The following is a 17,008-nucleotide window of genomic DNA, read 5'->3' on the forward strand; positions in this document are numbered from 1 at the left end:
CGCGGCGCCTGGCGGTTAAATCGGCCCGCGCGTCGGCAACGTGTTCGTGGTGGTGGGTCCGCCGTGCTCGTGCTGGACACCGGCGGCATGAATCATGAATCAATGAATCAGACCGCCGCGCGTGGCGCCGGCGGTTGCAGATTGTCTGCGTCGCAAAAGGCCAGCACGTCCTCGACGTACTGCTCGAATTCGCTGATCGCGTGATCGCTGCCTTCGATCAGCGTAGTTCGGGCGCCCGGGTAGTGGGCCAACATTTCGCGGTAATCGAGCACTTCGTCGCCGGTTGCCGCCATCAAATAATAGCGTTCGGGCCGCGTAATCGATGCAACTCCAAGCGCGCGCAATTCATCCAGATGATGCGGCTCGACGACGATGCTGCCGCCGCCGTGCCACAACGGCTGTTCACCGAGATACTGGCTGAGATCGCGCTGCGGCACGACCGCTGGATTCAGCAACGCAGCCGCCCAGCCGTGCTTTTCGGCCAGATGGGTGGCGAAATAACCGCCGAGCGAGCTGCCGACCACGGTCACGCGCTGCGGTGCGGCCGCGGCGACCAGAGACTCGGCCAGCGCGATCGTCTCCAGCGGCGACACCGGCAGCATGGGGCAGCACCATTCCGCGGAGCGGCCCAACGCGGCCAGGCGCGCCGCCATCACGCGCGCCTTGAACGAATTCGGCGAAGAGCGAAATCCGTGCAGATACAGGATCACGCCGCGCCCCGCGCGGATGTATGCGCATGCGCGTCGCCCACCGGCCGCGCCGATAGCGCATCGAGCAGCTTCTGGTGGACGCCGCCAAAGCCGCCGTTGCTCATCACCAGCACCTGGTCGCCAGGCTGCGCCGCTGCCACGACCGCTTTGACGAGCGCATCGAGATTGTCGAAGGCGTGTGCCTTGTCGCCCAGCGGCGCCAGCGACTCGCCGAGATTCCAGCCGAGCGCGTCACGTCCCGCCGGTGCGCCATAGCCGAACACCAGATCCGCGTCGGCAAGGCTAGCCGGCAGTTGCGCCTTCATCACGCCCAGCTTCATCGTGTTGGAGCGCGGCTCCAGCACGGCAAGAATCCGCGTGCGCTCGCGGCCGACGCGCGTGCGCAGACCGGCGATCGTGGTTTCGATGGCGGTGGGATGGTGTGCGAAGTCGTCGAACACGGTCACACCGTCGACACTGCCGCGCACTTCCATGCGGCGCTTCACGTTACGGAAGCTCGCGAGCGATTGCGCGGCCTGCGCGGGCGGCACGCCGACATGGCGCGCCGCGGCAATCGCCGCGATCGCGTTCATCCGGTTGTGCTCGCCCTGCACCTGCCATTCCACGACGCCTGCGCGCACACCGTTGTGATAGACGGCAAAGCGTTCGTCGACGGGCACGCCGTCTTCCGCCGGCAACCCCTGCCAGCCGCCCTGCACGCCGAAGCGCTCCACCTCGCTCCAGCAGCCGCGCGTGAGCACGCGGTCGAGCGCATCTTCACGGCCGTTCGAGACGATCCGCCCAATGCCTGGCACCGTTCGCACCAGATGGTGAAATTGGGTTTCGATGGCGGCGAGATCCGGGAAAATATCGGCGTGATCGAATTCCAGGTTATTCAGGATCGCCGTACGCGGCCGGTAATGAACGAACTTCGAACGCTTGTCAAAGAACGCTGTGTCGTATTCGTCCGCTTCGATCACGAAGAAGCTCGAATCGGTCAGCCGCGCCGAGACGCCAAAATTCAGCGGCACCCCGCCAATCAGAAAGCCCGGATTCAGGCCCGCGTCTTCGAGCAGCCAGGTGAGCATCGAACTCGTGGTGGTCTTGCCGTGCGTGCCCGCGACCGCAAGAACCCACTTGCCGTTCAGCACGTGCTCGCCGAGCCATTGCGGGCCGGATACATACGGCAGCCCGCGGTCGAGGATCGCTTCCATCAGAGGATTGCCGCGCGACACCACGTTGCCGATCACGAACAGATCCGGCTGCAGATCGAGCTGCTCCGCGCCGTAACCCTCTATAAGAAGAATGCCTTGCGCCTCGAGCTGCGTGCTCATGGGCGGATAGACGCCGGCGTCGCAGCCGGTGACCGTGTGCCCGGCGCCGCGCGCGAGTACCGCGAGACCGCCCATGAACGTGCCGCAGATGCCGAGGATGTGAATATGCATGAGCCTGTCGTGCCGCGCGGGCCTGTTTTTTGCGTGGGAAAAGGTGCGCAGGAGGGGCCGAAAAGGTCCGTCTGCAAAGGACGCTATTGTAACCGACGCCCTTCGATCGCCCTACGCCTGACGCCCTGTGCTCCCGCGCGTTTCAAGCGCGGAACACCCGCCCTGCGCGGATGCCGGAGGCCCTGAAGCCCGCGCGCCCGGTGCGTGGACGGCCAGCCGCCAACCCCAGCCCTCAAAAAGGGTCGCCTTCATTCTCTAGTATGATTGTGAGATGGTTCGCAAATCACATTTCGATCCGCAGCGGGTGCGCGAGGAAATCGCCATCGCCGCTGCGCGGATGATCGCCGAGGGCGGTCTGGACTACTCGACGGCCAAGCGCAAGGCTGCGCGGCAAGTCGTCGGGGAGACGCGCGTGGCGGGCGAATGGCTGCCGGATAACGACCAGATCGAAGAAGAAATCCGCGAATACCAGTCGCTCTTCCAGGGCGACAGCCAGCCGGCCGTGCTGCGCCGTCTGCGCGGAATTGCGCTCGACTGGATGCAGCGGCTCGCCCCGTTCAATCCGTACCTGACCGGCGCAGTGCTGAACGGCACGGCGGGCGACCACTCGGATGTGTATCTGCAGGCTTTCTGCGACAACCCGAAAGACGTGGCAATCTATTTTCTCAATGCCAACGTCCAATATGACGTATCGGAGACGCGTCACTTTGCCGGCCGCGGCTACGTCGAGACGCTGAGTTTCCTGTGGCGCCCGGAGCGCAAGACGCAGGGCGCCGAGCCGGTCGGCATCCATGTGGCGCTGTACGAGACCGATGATTTACGTGGCGCCGTGCGCGCCGACGCCCGTGGCCGCCATGCCCGGGCCAGCGCGCAGGCTGTGCAGGCGCTGCTCGACGAGAGCAGCGTGCCCACCCCCAACAATTAAACGGACAACAATGAAGAGCACGCGGATCGTGGCAAGTGCGTTTGTAGCAATCATCGCGGCAGGCGTGGGCGTATTCGCCGGGCACAGCCTGCTGAATGCAAACGGTGCGGATGTCGCGCAAGCCGCGCAGCCAGAAGCGCAAAATCCCGTCGCGCAACTGTGGGCAGCCCCTGTCACCAATGCCGACGGCAAGCCGCAGTCGCTCGCCCTGCTCAAGGGGCATCCGGTGGTGATCAATTTCTGGGCGTCGTGGTGCGGCCCGTGCGTCGAGGAAATGCCGGCGCTCGCCCAGTTGCATCGCGAATACGCGGAGAAAGGCATCGAATTCGTCGGACTTGGCGTCGATTCGGACAAGAACGTCAAGGCCTTCCTGCAGAAGGTGCCGGTCGACTATCCGGTCTACGTGATCGGTTTTGGCGGCGCGGACCTCGCCCGCGCGTTCGGCAATAATGCGGGCGGACTGCCGTTTACTGTCGTCATCGACGCAAAAGGCAACGTTCGGTCGACAAAATTGGGACAAATCCAGCCGAAAGAGCTGAAACAGACGCTCGACGCCCTCTAGGCTTCACAATCGCTTAACCATTAATTGTGGTCGGAACAGGCCGGATTGCACGCAAATTGCATAAAATTGCGAGAAGATGTGCGTCCGGCGAACCCGCCGGATGCCGCCGGAATCCATCCTGCTGCGCGCGAAACTAGACAAGTTTCTCTAATTAGCGCTAAAGTGCGGCCAATTCCACGGAAATAGAAGCGGCCATGACGCGACTGCTGGTACTGCACGGACCCAACCTCAACCTTCTCGGCACCCGGGAACCTGAGGTCTACGGGCGTGTGACGTTGCCGCAGATCGATCAGGCGCTGGCAGACCGTGCAACGGACGCGGGTGTCGAACTCGCCTCCTTCCAGAGCAACCATGAGGGAGCGCTGGTCGACCGCATCCAGTCCGCGCGGCTCGAAAAAACCGATTTCATCCTGATCAATCCCGCAGCGTACACGCACACCAGCGTGGCGATTCGGGACGCACTGGCGGGGGTCGGCATCCCGTTCGTCGAGATTCATCTGTCGAACGTGCATCGTCGCGAACCGTTCCGGCATCATTCGTATTTCTCCGACCAGGCGGAGGGCGTGATCTGCGGCCTTGGCTGGAAGGGATATCTTTACGCATTCGAATTCGCGCTCGACCGGCTGGCAGCCGGCTCACAGCACGGCTGATTCCAACAAACCTATTTTGAGCCGGCAGGCAGCGCCGCCGGCACTTCACGCATTGAAAGGGGATGCCCAATGGATCTACGTAAACTGAAGACTCTGATCGACCTCGTCTCGGAGTCCGGTATTTCGGAACTGGAAGTCACCGAAGGCGAAGGCAAGGTCCGCATCGTCAAGAATGCGCCGCCGGTTTACGTTCAGCCGTCCGCCTCCTACGCGCCGCAGTACGCCGGACCGGCACCGGTTGCGGGCGCGCCCGCGGAAGCAGCGGCGGCCGCAGCGCCTGCCGCGCCGGCAGCCGTTGCGCCGCAAGGCCACGTGGTGAAATCGCCGATGGTCGGCACGTTCTATCGTGCACCGTCGCCGGGCGCCGAGCCGTTCGTTCAGGTGGGCGACACGGTCAAGGAAGGCCAGACGATCTGCATCATCGAAGCGATGAAGCTGCTCAACGAAATCGAGTCGGACAAGTCGGGCGTGGTCAAGGAAATCCTCGTCGACAACGGGCAAGCCGTCGAGTACGGCCAGCCGTTGTTTGTGGTCGGCTAACGCGGCACGCTTTGCGTTTGCCGTCCGCGTGCCCGCCTGACCGGGGCGCGCCACCGATGCGCTGAGGTTGCCGTGTTGTGATCGACCGGCGCCCATTGATGAGTCGAAAACCCGCTATGTTTGAAAAAATTCTCATTGCCAATCGCGGCGAGATCGCGCTCCGTATCCAGCGCGCGTGCCGTGAGCTTGGCGTCAAGACGGTCGTCGTCTATTCCGAAGCCGACAAGGAAGCCAAGTATGTGAAGCTCGCCGACGAGGCCGTCTGTATCGGTCCGGCGCCTTCTAACCTGAGCTACCTGAACATGCCGGCGCTGATCAGCGCGGCAGAAGTCACCGATGCCGAAGCGATCCACCCCGGCTACGGTTTCCTCTCCGAGAACGCCGACTTCGCCGAACGCGTCGAGCAGTCCGGCTTCACCTTCATCGGCCCGCGTCCGGAAACGATCCGGATGATGGGCGACAAGGTGACTGCCAAGCAGACCATGATCAAAACCGGCGTGCCGTGCGTGCCGGGTTCTGAAGGCGCGTTGCCCGACGATCCGAAAGAGATCGTGAAAATTGCCCGCCAGGTCGGCTATCCGGTGATCATCAAGGCTGCCGGCGGCGGTGGTGGCCGCGGCATGCGCGTGGTCCATACGGAAGCGGCGCTCGTCAACGCGGTCAACATGACGCGTGAAGAAGCCGGCCGTGCCTTCGGCAATCCGCAGGTCTACATGGAGAAATTCCTGGAGAACCCGCGGCACATCGAAATCCAGATCCTGGCCGATTCGTTCCGCAACGCAATCTGGCTGGGCGAGCGCGACTGCTCGATGCAGCGTCGTCACCAGAAGGTGATCGAAGAGGCGCCTGCGCCGGGTATCGCGCGTCGTCTGATCGACCGCATTGGCGATCGTTGCGCGGACGCCTGCAAGAAGATGGGCTATCTTGGCGCGGGTACATTCGAGTTCTTGTATGAAAACGGCGAGTTCTACTTCATCGAGATGAACACGCGCGTGCAGGTCGAGCATCCGGTGACCGAACTGATTACCGGCGTCGACATCGTGCAGGAACAGATCCGCATCGCAGCCGGCGAAAAGCTCGCCTTCCGCCAGCGCGACATCGTGTTCAAGGGTCACGCCATCGAATGCCGGATCAACGCTGAAGATCCGTTCAAGTTCACCCCGTCGCCGGGACGCCTGACGTCGTGGCACATGCCGGGCGGCCCCGGGATCCGCGTCGATTCGCACGCGTACAACGGCTATTTCGTCCCGCCGAACTACGATTCGATGATCGGCAAGCTGATCGCTTACGGCGCAACCCGTGAGCAGGCCATCAAGCGGATGCGTATTGCGCTGTCGGAGATGGTGGTGGAAGGCATTCAGACCAACATCCCGCTGCACCGCGAGCTGATGCTCGACGCGAAGTTCGTCGAAGGCGGCACCAGCATTCACTACCTCGAAAACCGGCTGGCCGCAAAGCAGCAGGCCGCACCGGAAGAAGCGTAAGTCATGAGTTACCGGGAACTGATCGTCGAGCTGGCTCGCGAGCACGCGGAAGAGTTGTCCGACGCGCTGCTCGAGCTGGGCGCATTGTCCGTGTCGGTGGAAGATGCGGACGCCGACACGCCCGACGAGCAACCACTCTTCGGCGAACCCGGTCTCACGCCTGATCGCACGGCCTGGCAACACTCGCGCGTGATCGCGCTGCTGGCGACCGAACACGACCCCGCGGTGCTGCTGGCGGCTGCCGCGAACGAACTGGGTTTGAGTACCACGCCCGCCTTCAGCGTGCGCGAAGTCGAGGAACAGGATTGGGTGCGGCTCACGCAATCGCAGTTCGATCCGATTCCGATCGGCGAACGCATCTGGGTGGTGCCGTCATGGCACGACGCGCCGGATCCTCACGCGCTCGTGCTCGAACTCGATCCGGGTCTCGCGTTCGGCACCGGCAGTCATCCGACCACGCGCCTGTGCATGGAGTGGCTCGAACAATCGGTCAAGGCAGATCAGTCGGTACTCGACTACGGCTGCGGCTCCGGCATTCTCGCGATCCTCGCCAGAAAGTGCGGGGCGAATCCCGTCTACGGTATCGACATCGATCCGCAAGCCGTCGAATCCGCGCGCCACAACAGCGAGCGCAACCGGGCCGACGTCACGTATGGATTACCGGAAGACTGTCCGGCTGGCGAGTTCGATATCGTCGTCGCCAACATTCTGTCCAATCCGCTCAAGCTGATGGCGTCGATGCTGTCGTCGAAAGTGAAACCGGGCGGCCGGCTGGCGCTGTCGGGCATCCTCGCGCGCCAGGCAGAAGAAGTGGCGCGGGTTTATCAACAGTGGATCGACATCGGCGTGTGGCGTGAACACGAAGGTTGGGTATGCCTGACGGGAACGCGTCGGGAAAGCCATTAGAATAAGACGTATTGTCCAACTAACGGCCCTACGGCCAACCGGCTCAATATGCTCCTGGCGACGCGCTGTCCTTTCTGCGAAACGGTCTTCCGGCTCGATCCGGCGCAGCTTGCTTTGCGCCGTGGCCTTGTGCGTTGCGGGCATTGCCAGGAAGTGTTCGACGCATCCAGCAGTCTCTACGATGCCGCCGAGGGCACCGACTTCACCACCGCCACGCCGATTTCCCCGGCCGAACTCGCCGCGCTGACCGCGGACCGCAAACCGAAGGTGCCGAATTTCAGCGCCGAGGCGTGGAATCCGTGGGCGCCGCAAGCCGACGCCGCGATCGACAACCGGCTGCTGCACAACGCCAACAATCTTCCGCTCGCACCGGTCGCCGCCAGTGTCGCAGTCACGCCGCGGCACGCCGATGAACCCGCAATGCCGAGCGCCCACGAGGCAGACAACGCCCTGCATCGGGAGCCCGCGTTCGCATCGGAGGTGGACCCAGAGCCGGTCAGCGCCGAAGAGCGCATCGCGCACGAGACGGTAGCCGACGACGCCACCGTGGTCGCGTTCGCCCACGACGCCGCCCCCAGCTGGCGCCAACCCCAGCATCCCGTGGAGCCCCTCGAAGACGAGCCCGGCCTGCAGGACGCCCGCGCTGCGGCGGCCACGTTGCGCAGCGCCCCCGACAGCGAGCCGCATTTTGGCGGCGCAGCAGCCACCGCCTTCGCGGCCAACCCGCCCGCTGCCGACGACCCGTTCGCGGTGGTGCGCGAAACCCGTGCCCCTGCGCCGCGCCAGGTCGGCTGGCGCGTCGTCGGTACGGTGGTTACCGTCATCCTGGCCGTTGGTCTGCTCGCGCAGCTTGCGTGGTGGCAGCGCGAGACCATCATGGTGGACTGGCCCGATTCGCAAGCGCTCTATTCGCAGGCCTGTGCGCCGCTCGGCTGCAGCGTGACGCCGCCGCACGACATCGACGGTCTGCAGGTCGAACCGTCCGATCTGCGGCAGATCGACGGCCCGCACAAGCTCGAACTGAAGATGCCGCTGCGCAACCGCTACAACGTTGCACTGGCTTACCCGGCCATCGAACTCACGCTGCTCGACGACCAGAACAATGTCGCCATGCGCCGCGTGCTGTGGCCGCAAGACTACGTCAAACCCGGCACGCCGATCACCGCCGGCCTGCAGGCACGTACAACGGAAACCATGGTCGTGCACCTGGACACCGGCAACGCCGTCGCCTCGAACTTCCGCGTCCAGATTTTCTATCCCTGAACCTAATCTGCAGCTTCTTGCGCGCCTGCGGCACGTCGGGCGCGTTCAACGTCAATCCCTGACAAATCTTCGGAGCACATCATGAGTCAAGTCACGCTGGGTGGTAACCCGATTGAAGTAGCCGGTCCGTTCCCGGCCGTGGGCCAGAAGGCGCCCGCGTTCTCGCTGATCGGTAAGGATCTGAAGCCGGTCACACTCGCCGATTTCGCCGGCAAGCGCAAAGTGCTGAACATCGTACCGAGCCTCGACACCCCGACCTGCGCCACCTCGACCCGCAAGTTCAACGAGGCCGCCGCCAAGCTGGCGAACACCGCGGTGATCGTGATTTCCGGCGACCTGCCGTTCGCGGCCACGCGCTTTTGCACGACCGAAGGTATCGAGAACGTCCTGACCGCCTCCACCTTCCGCGGTCATGAGTTTGCGCAAGCCTACGGCGTCGACGTGACGAGCGGGCCGCTGACTGGCCTGACGGCACGCGCGGTGGTCGTCATCGACGAAAACGACAACGTGGTTCACGCTGAACTCGTCGGCGAGATCAAGGACGAGCCGAACTACGACGCAGCGCTCGGCGCACTGAAGTAAGCGTCTCAAGCCCGGACCGGCGCCGCGCCTTGTGCGCGGCGCTTTCACATCATCGAGCGATTCATCTTTGCTCAGCTTTTTCCTGACAGATTTCTAGAGGACCACTCACCTTGGCTACGCTGATTTGCGGCTCGCTCGCCTACGACAACATCATGACCTTTGAGGGCCGCTTTCGGGAGCACATCCTGCCCGAGCAGGTCCATATCCTCAACGTGAGCTTCCTCGTGCCGACCATGCGCAGCGAGTTCGGCGGCTGCGCGGGCAACATGGGTTACTCGCTGCATCTGCTCGGCGGCGATGCGCGCATCATGGGCGCGCTCGGCGCGGTCGATGCGCAGCGCTATCTAGACCGCTTCGACCAGCTCGGCATTTCGCGCGAACACGTCCTCGTGCTGGCGGACACGTACTGCGCGCAAGCCATGATCACCACCGATCTGGAAAACAATCAGATCACCGCCTTCCACCCGGGCGCGATGATGCAGGCGCATCTGAACCACGCGGACGAAGCGAAAGACATCACACTCGCGATCGTCGGACCGGACGGCTATGACGCAATGACACAGCACTCCGAACGACTGGCCGCCGCCGGTGTGCCGTTCGTCTTCGATCCTGGCCAGGGCTTGCCGCTGTTCGACGGCGCGACCTTGCGCCGCATGATTGAACTTGCTACTTACGTGGCGGTCAACGATTACGAAGCCAAACTGGTGAGCGACAAGACCGGCTGGTCCATGGAAGAGATCGCGAGTCGCGTCGACGCACTGATCGTGACACTTGGCGAGCAAGGGGCGCGCATCTATCACGCAGGCGGCAAGGAAGAGATTCCCGCCGTCACCGCGAAGCAGGTACTCGACCCGACCGGTTGTGGCGACGCCTTCCGCGGCGGCCTGCTCTACGGCATCGAAAAGCAGCTGGGCTGGGCCACCACCGGCCGCCTCGCCAGCCTGATGGGCGCACTCAAGATCGAACATCAGGGCCCGCAAAACTACGCGCCCAGCCGCGCAGAAATCAACGAACGGTTCAAGCAGGCGTTTGGATACGACCTGCCGTAATGCCGAAGTGCTTTTTTGGAGTTAGGGAATGAAAAGAACAAGTCGCCTGGTCATCGCTGCCGCGATTGCAGGTTCGCTGCTGATGTCGGGATGTGCGTATAACAGCAGTTCGGCCGATGTCTACACGGCGTCCCAGGCGCAGCGCGAAGAAACGGTCCGCATGGGCACGGTCGACAGCGTGCGCGCCGTGAAGATCAGTACGAACAACGGTCAGCCGAGCGGCCTCGGTGCGATCGGCGGCGGCGCATTGGGCGCAGTGGCCGGCAGCAGGATCGGCGGCGGAACGGGTTCGATCATCACCGGCATCATCGGTGGCATCGCGGGCGCAGTGGCCGGTAATGCAGTCGAGAACGGCGTCGCCATGCGCGACGGTCTTGAGATCACAGTGCGCCTCGATAACGGCGACATCCGCGCCATCACGCAAAGTGCGACCGGCGAGATCTTCCAGGCGGGCGATCGTGTCCGGCTGCTGTCGAGCGGCGGTGTGACTCGCGTCACCCACTAGCTGTTGTGCCCTTCGCCGCTGTGCGCCGTATCCGGCGCGCGGCGCGGCGTCACGCTTAAACGCATGCCCTTCACTGCGCATGCGTTTTTTTCCGCCTTGAGCAAACACAGCAGGCAAAAAAAATCCCGCCGCCGGAAACCCAGCGACGGGACGGTGATTGAGCAGCGGGAACCGACTGGCTACTCAATCATCGGACACATCGAGATGTGCCTAACGACTCGTCAGCGAATTACGGACGGCTGCCAGTCGGGAACGGCCATGCTGCAGCCGGGTTCAACGCCGTCTTCACCGTTGCTGCCGGTGCTGCGCTCGTTGCAACGGTAGCAGCAGGTGCCGGTGCAGCCTTCTTCGCCACAGCCTTCTTCGGAGCAGCAGCCTTCTTCGCAGGCGCAGCGGGGACCTTAGCGGCCTTCTTCGCAGCAGGAGCCTTGGCAGCCTTCTTTGCAGCAGGAGCCTTGGCAGCCTTCTTCGCAGCAGGAGCCTTGGCAGCCTTCTTCGCAGGCGCCTTCTTGGCAGCGGCCTTCTTCGCCGGTGCTGCCTTCTTGGCAACCTTCTTCGCTGCAACCTTCTTCACTGCAACTTTCTTCGCAGCAGCCTTCTTGGCCGGCGCAGCCTTCTTCGCTGCAACCTTCTTCACGGCGACTTTCTTGGCTGCAACCTTCTTGGCTGCGACCTTCTTGGCCGGTGCAGCCTTCTTCGCTGCAACCTTCTTCACCGCGACTTTCTTGGCTGCAACCTTCTTCACTGCCACTTTCTTGGCAGCGACTTTCTTCGCCGGAGCGGCCTTCTTCGCTGCAACCTTCTTCACAGCGACTTTCTTAGCGGCGGCTTTTTTTGCAGTTGCCATCATTTTCTCCTTCAGGTTTTCAGATGAGAGTCAGTTCAAACTACACCCTTCGTCAAAACCCGCTTCCCGCGGACGCTTCTCAGGGCGCGCGCTACGAAGCGGGCTATTCATCGGCGTACGCAGGTGCTGCGCGCTTACGCTAATGAATACGGTAAGGCGCGCCGTGCCATCGGGCACCGCGCGCCAAGTCCAGTCAGCGTCGGATCTCGACGCTGCTAATCGTTTGATCGGGCCGCCGGCCATCGGGCCAGCGGCTTTTTCCGGGGGGAAGTTTGCCCATCCCACTGAAGGGTTCGCAAAGTGCCTGTCATGTTTGTGGGCCGCTAAGGCACCGGGCACGCTTTGCATCAGGCGGTTCTGCTCCTAACCATAACTGCCGCGGCCCTTGCCAGCGGCATCCCCATCAAAGAGTTCGCCTTACCACTGCGTTCAACCGCAGCACGCCCGGGATTACTCCCAGCTCAGCGCACCGCCGGTCTGATATTCAATGACTCGCGTCTCGAAGAAGTTGCGTTCCTTCTTCAGGTCGATCATCTCGCTCATCCACGGGAACGGGTTTTCCTCGTTCGGGTACAGCGGATCGAGACCGATCTGCTGGCAACGGCGGTTGCAGATGAAGCGCAGATAGCTCTTGAACATCGACGCGTTGAGGCCGAGCACCCCGCGCGGCATCGTATCTTCTGCGTAACGATATTCGAGGTCGACTGCCTGCTTGAAGATTTCGCGGATTTCCGCGCGGAACTCAGCCGTCCACAAGTGCGGGTTTTCGAGTTTGATCTGGTTGATCAGGTCGATGCCGAAATTGCAGTGCATCGACTCGTCGCGCAGGATGTATTGGTACTGTTCCGCCGCGCCGGTCATCTTGTTCTGACGGCCGAGCGCCAGGATCTGGGTAAAGCCGACGTAGAAGAACAGCCCTTCCATCACACAGGCGAACACGATCAGCGAACGCAGCAGCGTCTGGTCTGCCTCGGTGGTGCCGGTCTTGAAGGCCGGGTCCGTGAGCGGATGGATGAACGGAATCAGGAATTCGTCTTTCGCGCGGATCGAGGAAACCTCGTGATACGCGTTGAAGATTTCGCCTTCGTCGAGACCGAGGGACTCGACGATGTACTGGTAAGCGTGCGTGTGGATCGCCTCTTCAAACGCCTGGCGCAGCAGATACTGGCGGCATTCGGGCGCCGTGATGTGGCGGTAGGTGCCCAGCACGATGTTATTGGCGGCGAGCGAGTCGGCCGTCACGAAGAAGCCGAGGTTGCGCTTGACGATGCGGCGCTCGTCTTCGGTCAGCCCGTTCGGGTCTTTCCACAGGGCGATGTCGCGGGACATGTTGATTTCCTGCGGCATCCAGTGGTTCGCACAACCGGACAGATACTTCTCCCACGCCCACTTGTACTTGAACGGCACCAGCTGATTGACGTCAGTCTGGCCGTTGATGATGCGCTTGTCGGCGACATTCACGCGCGCTTCGGAGACAGCGGCGCCAGCGGCAGCAGTTCCTTGAGCGGCAGATTGGGGAGCGGCACGGACAGCAACGGGAGCGACAGCGATGTCGTTCGCGAAGATTTCCTGAGCCGAGGGAGCGTGAGGAGCGGGACGCGTTCCGACTTGCGTACCGACAGCCGTTTCCTGAGCGTTGCGCAACACATTCAGTTGCGTCGCGCTCGCGGGAGTTACGGCAGTGATCTCGTCATCCCAGTTGAGCATAAATGTCACCATCAATTTAGAACGGTTTGTACCATCTTTTCACGAGCGTTAAAAGACTTCGCTGATGAAAAATCCTGTTTTCGATTCGCGTTGCGACCTTCATACAACACTTTGGTCAACAGACTGTCTCTGATGCCACAAGTGAGGTGACCAAAACATGTGTTGTCGAAGTGCTTCGCGGTGTCGAGAGTGCATCGAGTCGTCGTGATTTCGATGCACTGCAAACTGTGTTGCCTGGCTTCTGTGCGTTGCCTTGGCGAGTGCTGTTTCGTCAGCGTGAACCAGGCAAAGTTCAACCCGAAGTTCGACCTCAGGTTCAACGATTCGTGAGACGGAGCGAGCGGCGTAGCTCACTTGCTGAGCGCTCATGGCGAGCGCTTCGTCATGGATGTCACTGCGTTGCTGCGTTGCCGTCTTGCTGCTTTTGCTGAGAGGCTGCTTTGCTTCGTCGCCTCGCGCTTTGCTTCTCTTCGAACCTGTCCAGCACGTATCACACGAAAGCCTGGCAGATGCCCGACGAGCGCCGGGCATCTGCGAGCGTGACTATTACTGGCAAGCCTCACACTCGTCGAAGCCCGCGTCGCCCGGACGCATCATGCACACCGGACCGTCAGCTTCCGGAGCCGCTTCGACGGCGACCGCCGCTGCTGCTGCCGCTTGCAGACCGCCCGACGAAGCGCCGCCAGCGATACCGAAGCCGCCTGCCGCACCGCCGCCAACACCACCCGCACCACCCGAGCCTTCACCGCCGCCCGAGCTCACCGCGTTTAGCGCGCCGTGTGCCACGGTCGACTTCTCGACGTGCGTCGCCGCCATCGTGCGGAGGTAGTACGTGGTCTTCAGGCCACGCAGCCAGGCGAGCTTGTAGACCTCGTCGAGCTTCTTGCCCGACGCGCCGCCCATGTAGATGTTCAGCGACTGCGCCTGGTCGATCCACTTCTGGCGACGCGACGCCGCCTCGACCAGCCACGTTGCGTCGACTTCGAACGCCGTGGCGTAGATCGCGCGCAGGTCGGCCGGGATACGGTCGATGCGCGAGAGCGTGCCGTCGAAGTACTTCAGGTCGGCGACCATCACTTCGTCCCACAGGCCGCGAGCCTTCAGGTCACGCACCAGGTAGTCGTTGACCACCGTGAACTCGCCCGACAGGTTTGACTTCACATACAGGTTCTGGAAGGTCGGTTCGATGCAAGCCGACACGCCGATGATGTTGGAGATCGTCGCCGTCGGCGCGATCGCCACGCAGTTCGAGTTGCGCATGCCGTACGTTGCAATGCGGGAACGCAGCTCGGTCCAGTCCATCGACTCGCTCGAATCCACTTCCACGTAGCCGCCGCGTGCTTCGGCCAGCAGCTTCAGCGTGTCTTGCGGGAGGATGCCGCGATCCCACAGCGAGCCGCGGTAGCTCGAATAACGGCCGCGTTCTGCAGCCAGCTCGGTCGACGCGTAGTAGGCGTAATAGCAGACCGCTTCCATCGACGTATCAGCAAACTTGACCGCTTCTTCCGACGCGTACGGCGTACGCAGCAGGTGCAGGCAGTCCTGGAAGCCCATGATGCCCATGCCGACCGGACGGTGCTTCAGGTTCGAGTTACGTGCCTTGGCGACTGCGTAATAGTTGATGTCGATCACGTTGTCGAGCATGCGCATCGCCACGCTGATGGTGCGCTTGAGCTTGTCGTGGTCGAGCACCAGTGTGCCGTCGGCCTGTTCCTTCAGGTGGGCGACGAGGTTCACCGAACCCAGGTTGCAGACGGCGATTTCGGCGTCGCTCGTGTTCAGCGTGATTTCCGTGCACAGGTTCGACGAGTGGACGACGCCCACGTGTTGCTGCGGCGAACGGATGTTGCACGGATCCTTGAACGTGATCCACGGATGGCCGGTTTCGAACAGCATGCCGAGCATCTTGCGCCACAGTTGCGCCGCCGGGATCTTCTTGAACAGCTTGATCTCGCCGCGCGCGACCTTGTCTTCGTAAGCTGTGTAAGCTGTTTCGAACTCGGCGCCGAACTTGTCGTGCAGGTCCGGGCAGGTGGACGGCGAGAACAGCGTCCACTCGCCGCCTTCGTGCACGCGCTTCATGAACAGGTCGGGAATCCAGTTCGCCGTGTTCATGTCGTGGGTGCGGCGACGGTCGTCACCGGTGTTCTTGCGCAGCTCGAGGAATTCTTCAATGTCGAGGTGCCACGATTCCAGATACGCGCACACCGCGCCCTTGCGCTTGCCGCCCTGGTTCACGGCCACTGCCGTGTCGTTGACCACCTTCAGGAACGGCACGACGCCTTGCGACTTGCCGTTGGTGCCCTTGATGTGCGAACCCAGAGCACGCACACGCGTCCAGTCGTTGCCCAGACCGCCGGCGAACTTCGACAGCAGCGCGTTTTCCTTCAGCGCTTCGTAGATGCCGTCGAGGTCGTCGTCGACCGTCGTCAGGTAGCACGACGACAGTTGCGAGCGACGCGTGCCCGAGTTGAACAAAGTGGGCGTGGACGACATGAAGTCGAAGCTCGACAGCACGTTGTAGAACTCGATGGCGCGCGCTTCGCGGTCGATCTCGTTCAGCGCCAGGCCCATTGCCACACGCATAAAGAATGCCTGGGGCATTTCGATGCGCACGCCGTCGCTGTGCAGGAAGTAGCGGTCATACAGCGTTTGCAGTCCGAGATAACCGAACTGCAGGTCGCGGTCGGCGTCGAGTGCGGCGCCGAGGCGCTTCAGGTCGTACTGCTGCAGCTTCTCGTCGAGCAGTTCGGCTTGCACGCCGCGCTTGATGAAGGTCGGGAAGTACTCGGCATAACGCGCGTTCATTTCGCCTTGCGTGACTTCCTCTTCGAGGATCTCGCGGCGGATCGTGTGCAGCAGGATGCGGGCGGTGACCTGGCTATACGCCGGATCCTTTTCGATCATTGTGCGCGCAGCGAGGATGGCCGAGTCGTAGACCTGGCTCATCGGCACGCCGTCGTACAGGTTCTTGACCGTTTCCGCGACGATCGGCTCGGCGCTCACCGCATCGCCCAGGTTGGCGCAGGCCGAATCGATGATGCCGCGCAGCGCCACCATGTCCAGCGGACGCGTCACGCCGCCGTCGGTGACGGTGAGGCCGAGCGAGCCGTTCGGCGCTTCGGGCGCGTCATGACCGCGCTCCTGAGTGCGCTTCTCGCGATACAGCACGTAGGCACGAGCGACGTTGTGCTCACCGCCGCGCATCAGCGCGAGTTCGACCTGATCCTGGATGTCTTCAATATGGAAGGTGCCACCATTCGGGCGGCTGCGCAGCAGCGCGCGTACGACGTTTTGCGTGAGTTGCTCGACCAGTTCGCGCACGCGTGCCGATGCCGCGCCTTGACCACCGTTGACGGCCAGAAAAGCCTTCGTCACGGCAATGGCGATCTTCGACGGTTCGAACGACACCACGCCGCCGTTACGACGGATCACCTTGTAGTCGGCATAGGTCGTTTGCGGCGCAAGCGCTTGCGCGCCTGTTGTCTGGCCGAAGGCCTGGCCAGTGGGTGCGCCCTCGTACCGGGTCGTCGCGTTATCGGTGGTTTGCATATGCAAAGCTCCTGGTCCTGGAAGTGTGCGAAGAGAATTCGCGGATTAGTACGAACGCTGCGCCGCCGCGAGCGTAAGCGATGGGGTGCAGGAAAAAGTCCGGCTGAGCCGGGTGGCGGGATGCGACAACGACGAAGCCAGCTTCAATGTCTTGATGGTCTTCATCGTCCGTGTTGCGATCACTTGCCAAACCCCTTTTTCCTGAATGCTTCTGGATACTGCGGTTCGCTTGACTGTCTGCGCCGCAGGAATATTTTTAACGCCTCGAATGCTTGCGGCGCCTTGCTTCGGGAGCGGGGCGC

At 62.6% G+C, this 17,008-nt stretch carries 16 protein-coding genes; 10 read left to right on the forward strand and 6 right to left on the reverse strand.

Features of this window, described 5'->3' with window-relative positions; all coding sequences use genetic code 11:
* Positions 1-107: 107 nt before the first annotated feature.
* Both P3T43_RS25435 and mpl read right to left on the reverse strand, forming a co-directional pair.
* Positions 108-710 (reverse strand): YqiA/YcfP family alpha/beta fold hydrolase, encoded by a 603-nt coding sequence (locus P3T43_RS25435; RefSeq protein ID WP_429283772.1) that lies wholly within the window; start codon positions 708-710, stop codon positions 108-110.
* Positions 707-2,134, reverse strand: a complete 1,428-nt coding sequence (mpl, locus tag P3T43_RS25440; RefSeq protein WP_429283773.1) for a UDP-N-acetylmuramate:L-alanyl-gamma-D-glutamyl-meso-diaminopimelate ligase — start codon at positions 2,132-2,134, stop codon at positions 707-709. Before mpl ends, P3T43_RS25435 begins: the two co-directional genes overlap by 4 nt.
* Positions 2,135-2,405: 271 nt before the next feature.
* Between mpl and P3T43_RS25445 the strand changes: the two genes are divergently transcribed.
* From P3T43_RS25445 to P3T43_RS25490, 10 genes are all read left to right on the forward strand, one after another.
* Positions 2,406-3,059: a UDP-N-acetylmuramate--alanine ligase gene (locus tag P3T43_RS25445; protein ID WP_429283774.1), complete on the forward strand. Its 654-nt coding sequence runs from the start codon at positions 2,406-2,408 to the stop codon at positions 3,057-3,059.
* Between the two features lie 10 nt (positions 3,060-3,069).
* Positions 3,070-3,621, forward strand: coding sequence for a TlpA family protein disulfide reductase (locus P3T43_RS25450; protein ID WP_429283775.1), 552 nt, complete (start codon positions 3,070-3,072; stop codon positions 3,619-3,621).
* Between the two features lie 194 nt (positions 3,622-3,815).
* Positions 3,816-4,271, forward strand: coding sequence for a type II 3-dehydroquinate dehydratase (gene aroQ / locus P3T43_RS25455; RefSeq protein ID WP_429283776.1), 456 nt, complete (start codon positions 3,816-3,818; stop codon positions 4,269-4,271).
* 69 nt (positions 4,272-4,340) lie between these two features.
* Complete coding sequence (accB, locus tag P3T43_RS25460; RefSeq protein ID WP_429283777.1) at positions 4,341-4,811, forward strand: acetyl-CoA carboxylase biotin carboxyl carrier protein; 471 nt, start codon at positions 4,341-4,343, stop codon at positions 4,809-4,811.
* Positions 4,812-4,927: 116 nt separating this feature from the next.
* Positions 4,928-6,295 carry an acetyl-CoA carboxylase biotin carboxylase subunit gene (accC, locus tag P3T43_RS25465; RefSeq protein ID WP_074302562.1) on the forward strand — a complete coding sequence of 456 codons (1,368 nt, stop codon included), beginning with the start codon at positions 4,928-4,930 and terminating at the stop codon, positions 6,293-6,295.
* Between the two features lie 3 nt (positions 6,296-6,298).
* The gene (gene prmA, locus P3T43_RS25470) at positions 6,299-7,201 is read left to right on the forward strand and encodes a 50S ribosomal protein L11 methyltransferase (RefSeq protein ID WP_429283778.1); all 903 of its coding nucleotides are present in this window, start codon (positions 6,299-6,301) and stop codon (positions 7,199-7,201) included.
* 48 nt (positions 7,202-7,249) lie between these two features.
* Entirely contained in the window at positions 7,250-8,464 is a 1,215-nt protein-coding gene (locus P3T43_RS25475) for a DUF3426 domain-containing protein (protein WP_429283779.1), read from the forward strand.
* Positions 8,465-8,545: 81 nt separating this feature from the next.
* Positions 8,546-9,046, forward strand: coding sequence for a thiol peroxidase (tpx, locus tag P3T43_RS25480; RefSeq protein ID WP_429283780.1), 501 nt, complete (start codon positions 8,546-8,548; stop codon positions 9,044-9,046).
* A gap of 110 nt (positions 9,047-9,156) precedes the next feature.
* The gene (locus tag P3T43_RS25485; RefSeq protein WP_429283781.1) at positions 9,157-10,095 is read left to right on the forward strand and encodes a carbohydrate kinase family protein; all 939 of its coding nucleotides are present in this window, start codon (positions 9,157-9,159) and stop codon (positions 10,093-10,095) included.
* Between the two features lie 28 nt (positions 10,096-10,123).
* Positions 10,124-10,600 (forward strand): glycine zipper 2TM domain-containing protein, encoded by a 477-nt coding sequence (locus P3T43_RS25490; RefSeq protein ID WP_429283782.1) that lies wholly within the window; start codon positions 10,124-10,126, stop codon positions 10,598-10,600.
* A 229-nt stretch (positions 10,601-10,829) separates the two neighbouring features.
* Here the strand turns inward: P3T43_RS25490 and P3T43_RS25495 are convergent, their stop codons facing one another.
* The 4 genes from P3T43_RS25495 to P3T43_RS25510 form a co-directional block, all read right to left on the reverse strand.
* Positions 10,830-11,447 carry a histone H1-like repetitive region-containing protein gene (locus P3T43_RS25495; RefSeq protein WP_429283830.1) on the reverse strand — a complete coding sequence of 206 codons (618 nt, stop codon included), beginning with the start codon at positions 11,445-11,447 and terminating at the stop codon, positions 10,830-10,832.
* 30 nt (positions 11,448-11,477) lie between these two features.
* Positions 11,478-11,795 (reverse strand): hypothetical protein, encoded by a 318-nt coding sequence (locus tag P3T43_RS25500; RefSeq protein ID WP_429283783.1) that lies wholly within the window; start codon positions 11,793-11,795, stop codon positions 11,478-11,480.
* A gap of 102 nt (positions 11,796-11,897) precedes the next feature.
* Positions 11,898-13,154, reverse strand: coding sequence for a ribonucleotide-diphosphate reductase subunit beta (locus P3T43_RS25505; RefSeq protein WP_429283784.1), 1,257 nt, complete (start codon positions 13,152-13,154; stop codon positions 11,898-11,900).
* Positions 13,155-13,700: 546 nt separating this feature from the next.
* Positions 13,701-16,706 (reverse strand): ribonucleoside-diphosphate reductase subunit alpha, encoded by a 3,006-nt coding sequence (locus P3T43_RS25510; protein ID WP_429283785.1) that lies wholly within the window; start codon positions 16,704-16,706, stop codon positions 13,701-13,703.
* Between the last annotated feature and the right edge of the window lie 302 nt (positions 16,707-17,008).

It is taken from the genome of Paraburkholderia sp. GAS41 (assembly GCF_050436545.1).
Taxonomy (GTDB): Bacteria; Pseudomonadota; Gammaproteobacteria; order Burkholderiales; family Burkholderiaceae; genus Paraburkholderia.

Coding starts and splice junctions, on each gene's coding strand:
- prmA (WP_429283778.1), top strand. CDS start 6,299: ATGAGTTACCGGGAACTGATCGTCGAGCTGGCTCGCGAGCACGCGGAA.
- P3T43_RS25505 (WP_429283784.1), bottom strand. CDS start 13,154: ATGCTCAACTGGGATGACGAGATCACTGCCGTAACTCCCGCGAGCGCG.
- P3T43_RS25445 (WP_429283774.1), top strand. CDS start 2,406: ATGGTTCGCAAATCACATTTCGATCCGCAGCGGGTGCGCGAGGAAATC.
- aroQ (WP_429283776.1), top strand. CDS start 3,816: ATGACGCGACTGCTGGTACTGCACGGACCCAACCTCAACCTTCTCGGC.
- P3T43_RS25490 (WP_429283782.1), top strand. CDS start 10,124: ATGAAAAGAACAAGTCGCCTGGTCATCGCTGCCGCGATTGCAGGTTCG.
- P3T43_RS25510 (WP_429283785.1), bottom strand. CDS start 16,706: ATGCAAACCACCGATAACGCGACGACCCGGTACGAGGGCGCACCCACT.
- mpl (WP_429283773.1), bottom strand. CDS start 2,134: ATGCATATTCACATCCTCGGCATCTGCGGCACGTTCATGGGCGGTCTC.
- P3T43_RS25475 (WP_429283779.1), top strand. CDS start 7,250: ATGCTCCTGGCGACGCGCTGTCCTTTCTGCGAAACGGTCTTCCGGCTC.
- P3T43_RS25495 (WP_429283830.1), bottom strand. CDS start 11,447: ATGGCAACTGCAAAAAAAGCCGCCGCTAAGAAAGTCGCTGTGAAGAAG.
- P3T43_RS25450 (WP_429283775.1), top strand. CDS start 3,070: ATGAAGAGCACGCGGATCGTGGCAAGTGCGTTTGTAGCAATCATCGCG.
- tpx (WP_429283780.1), top strand. CDS start 8,546: ATGAGTCAAGTCACGCTGGGTGGTAACCCGATTGAAGTAGCCGGTCCG.
- accB (WP_429283777.1), top strand. CDS start 4,341: ATGGATCTACGTAAACTGAAGACTCTGATCGACCTCGTCTCGGAGTCC.
- accC (WP_074302562.1), top strand. CDS start 4,928: ATGTTTGAAAAAATTCTCATTGCCAATCGCGGCGAGATCGCGCTCCGT.
- P3T43_RS25500 (WP_429283783.1), bottom strand. CDS start 11,795: ATGCAAAGCGTGCCCGGTGCCTTAGCGGCCCACAAACATGACAGGCAC.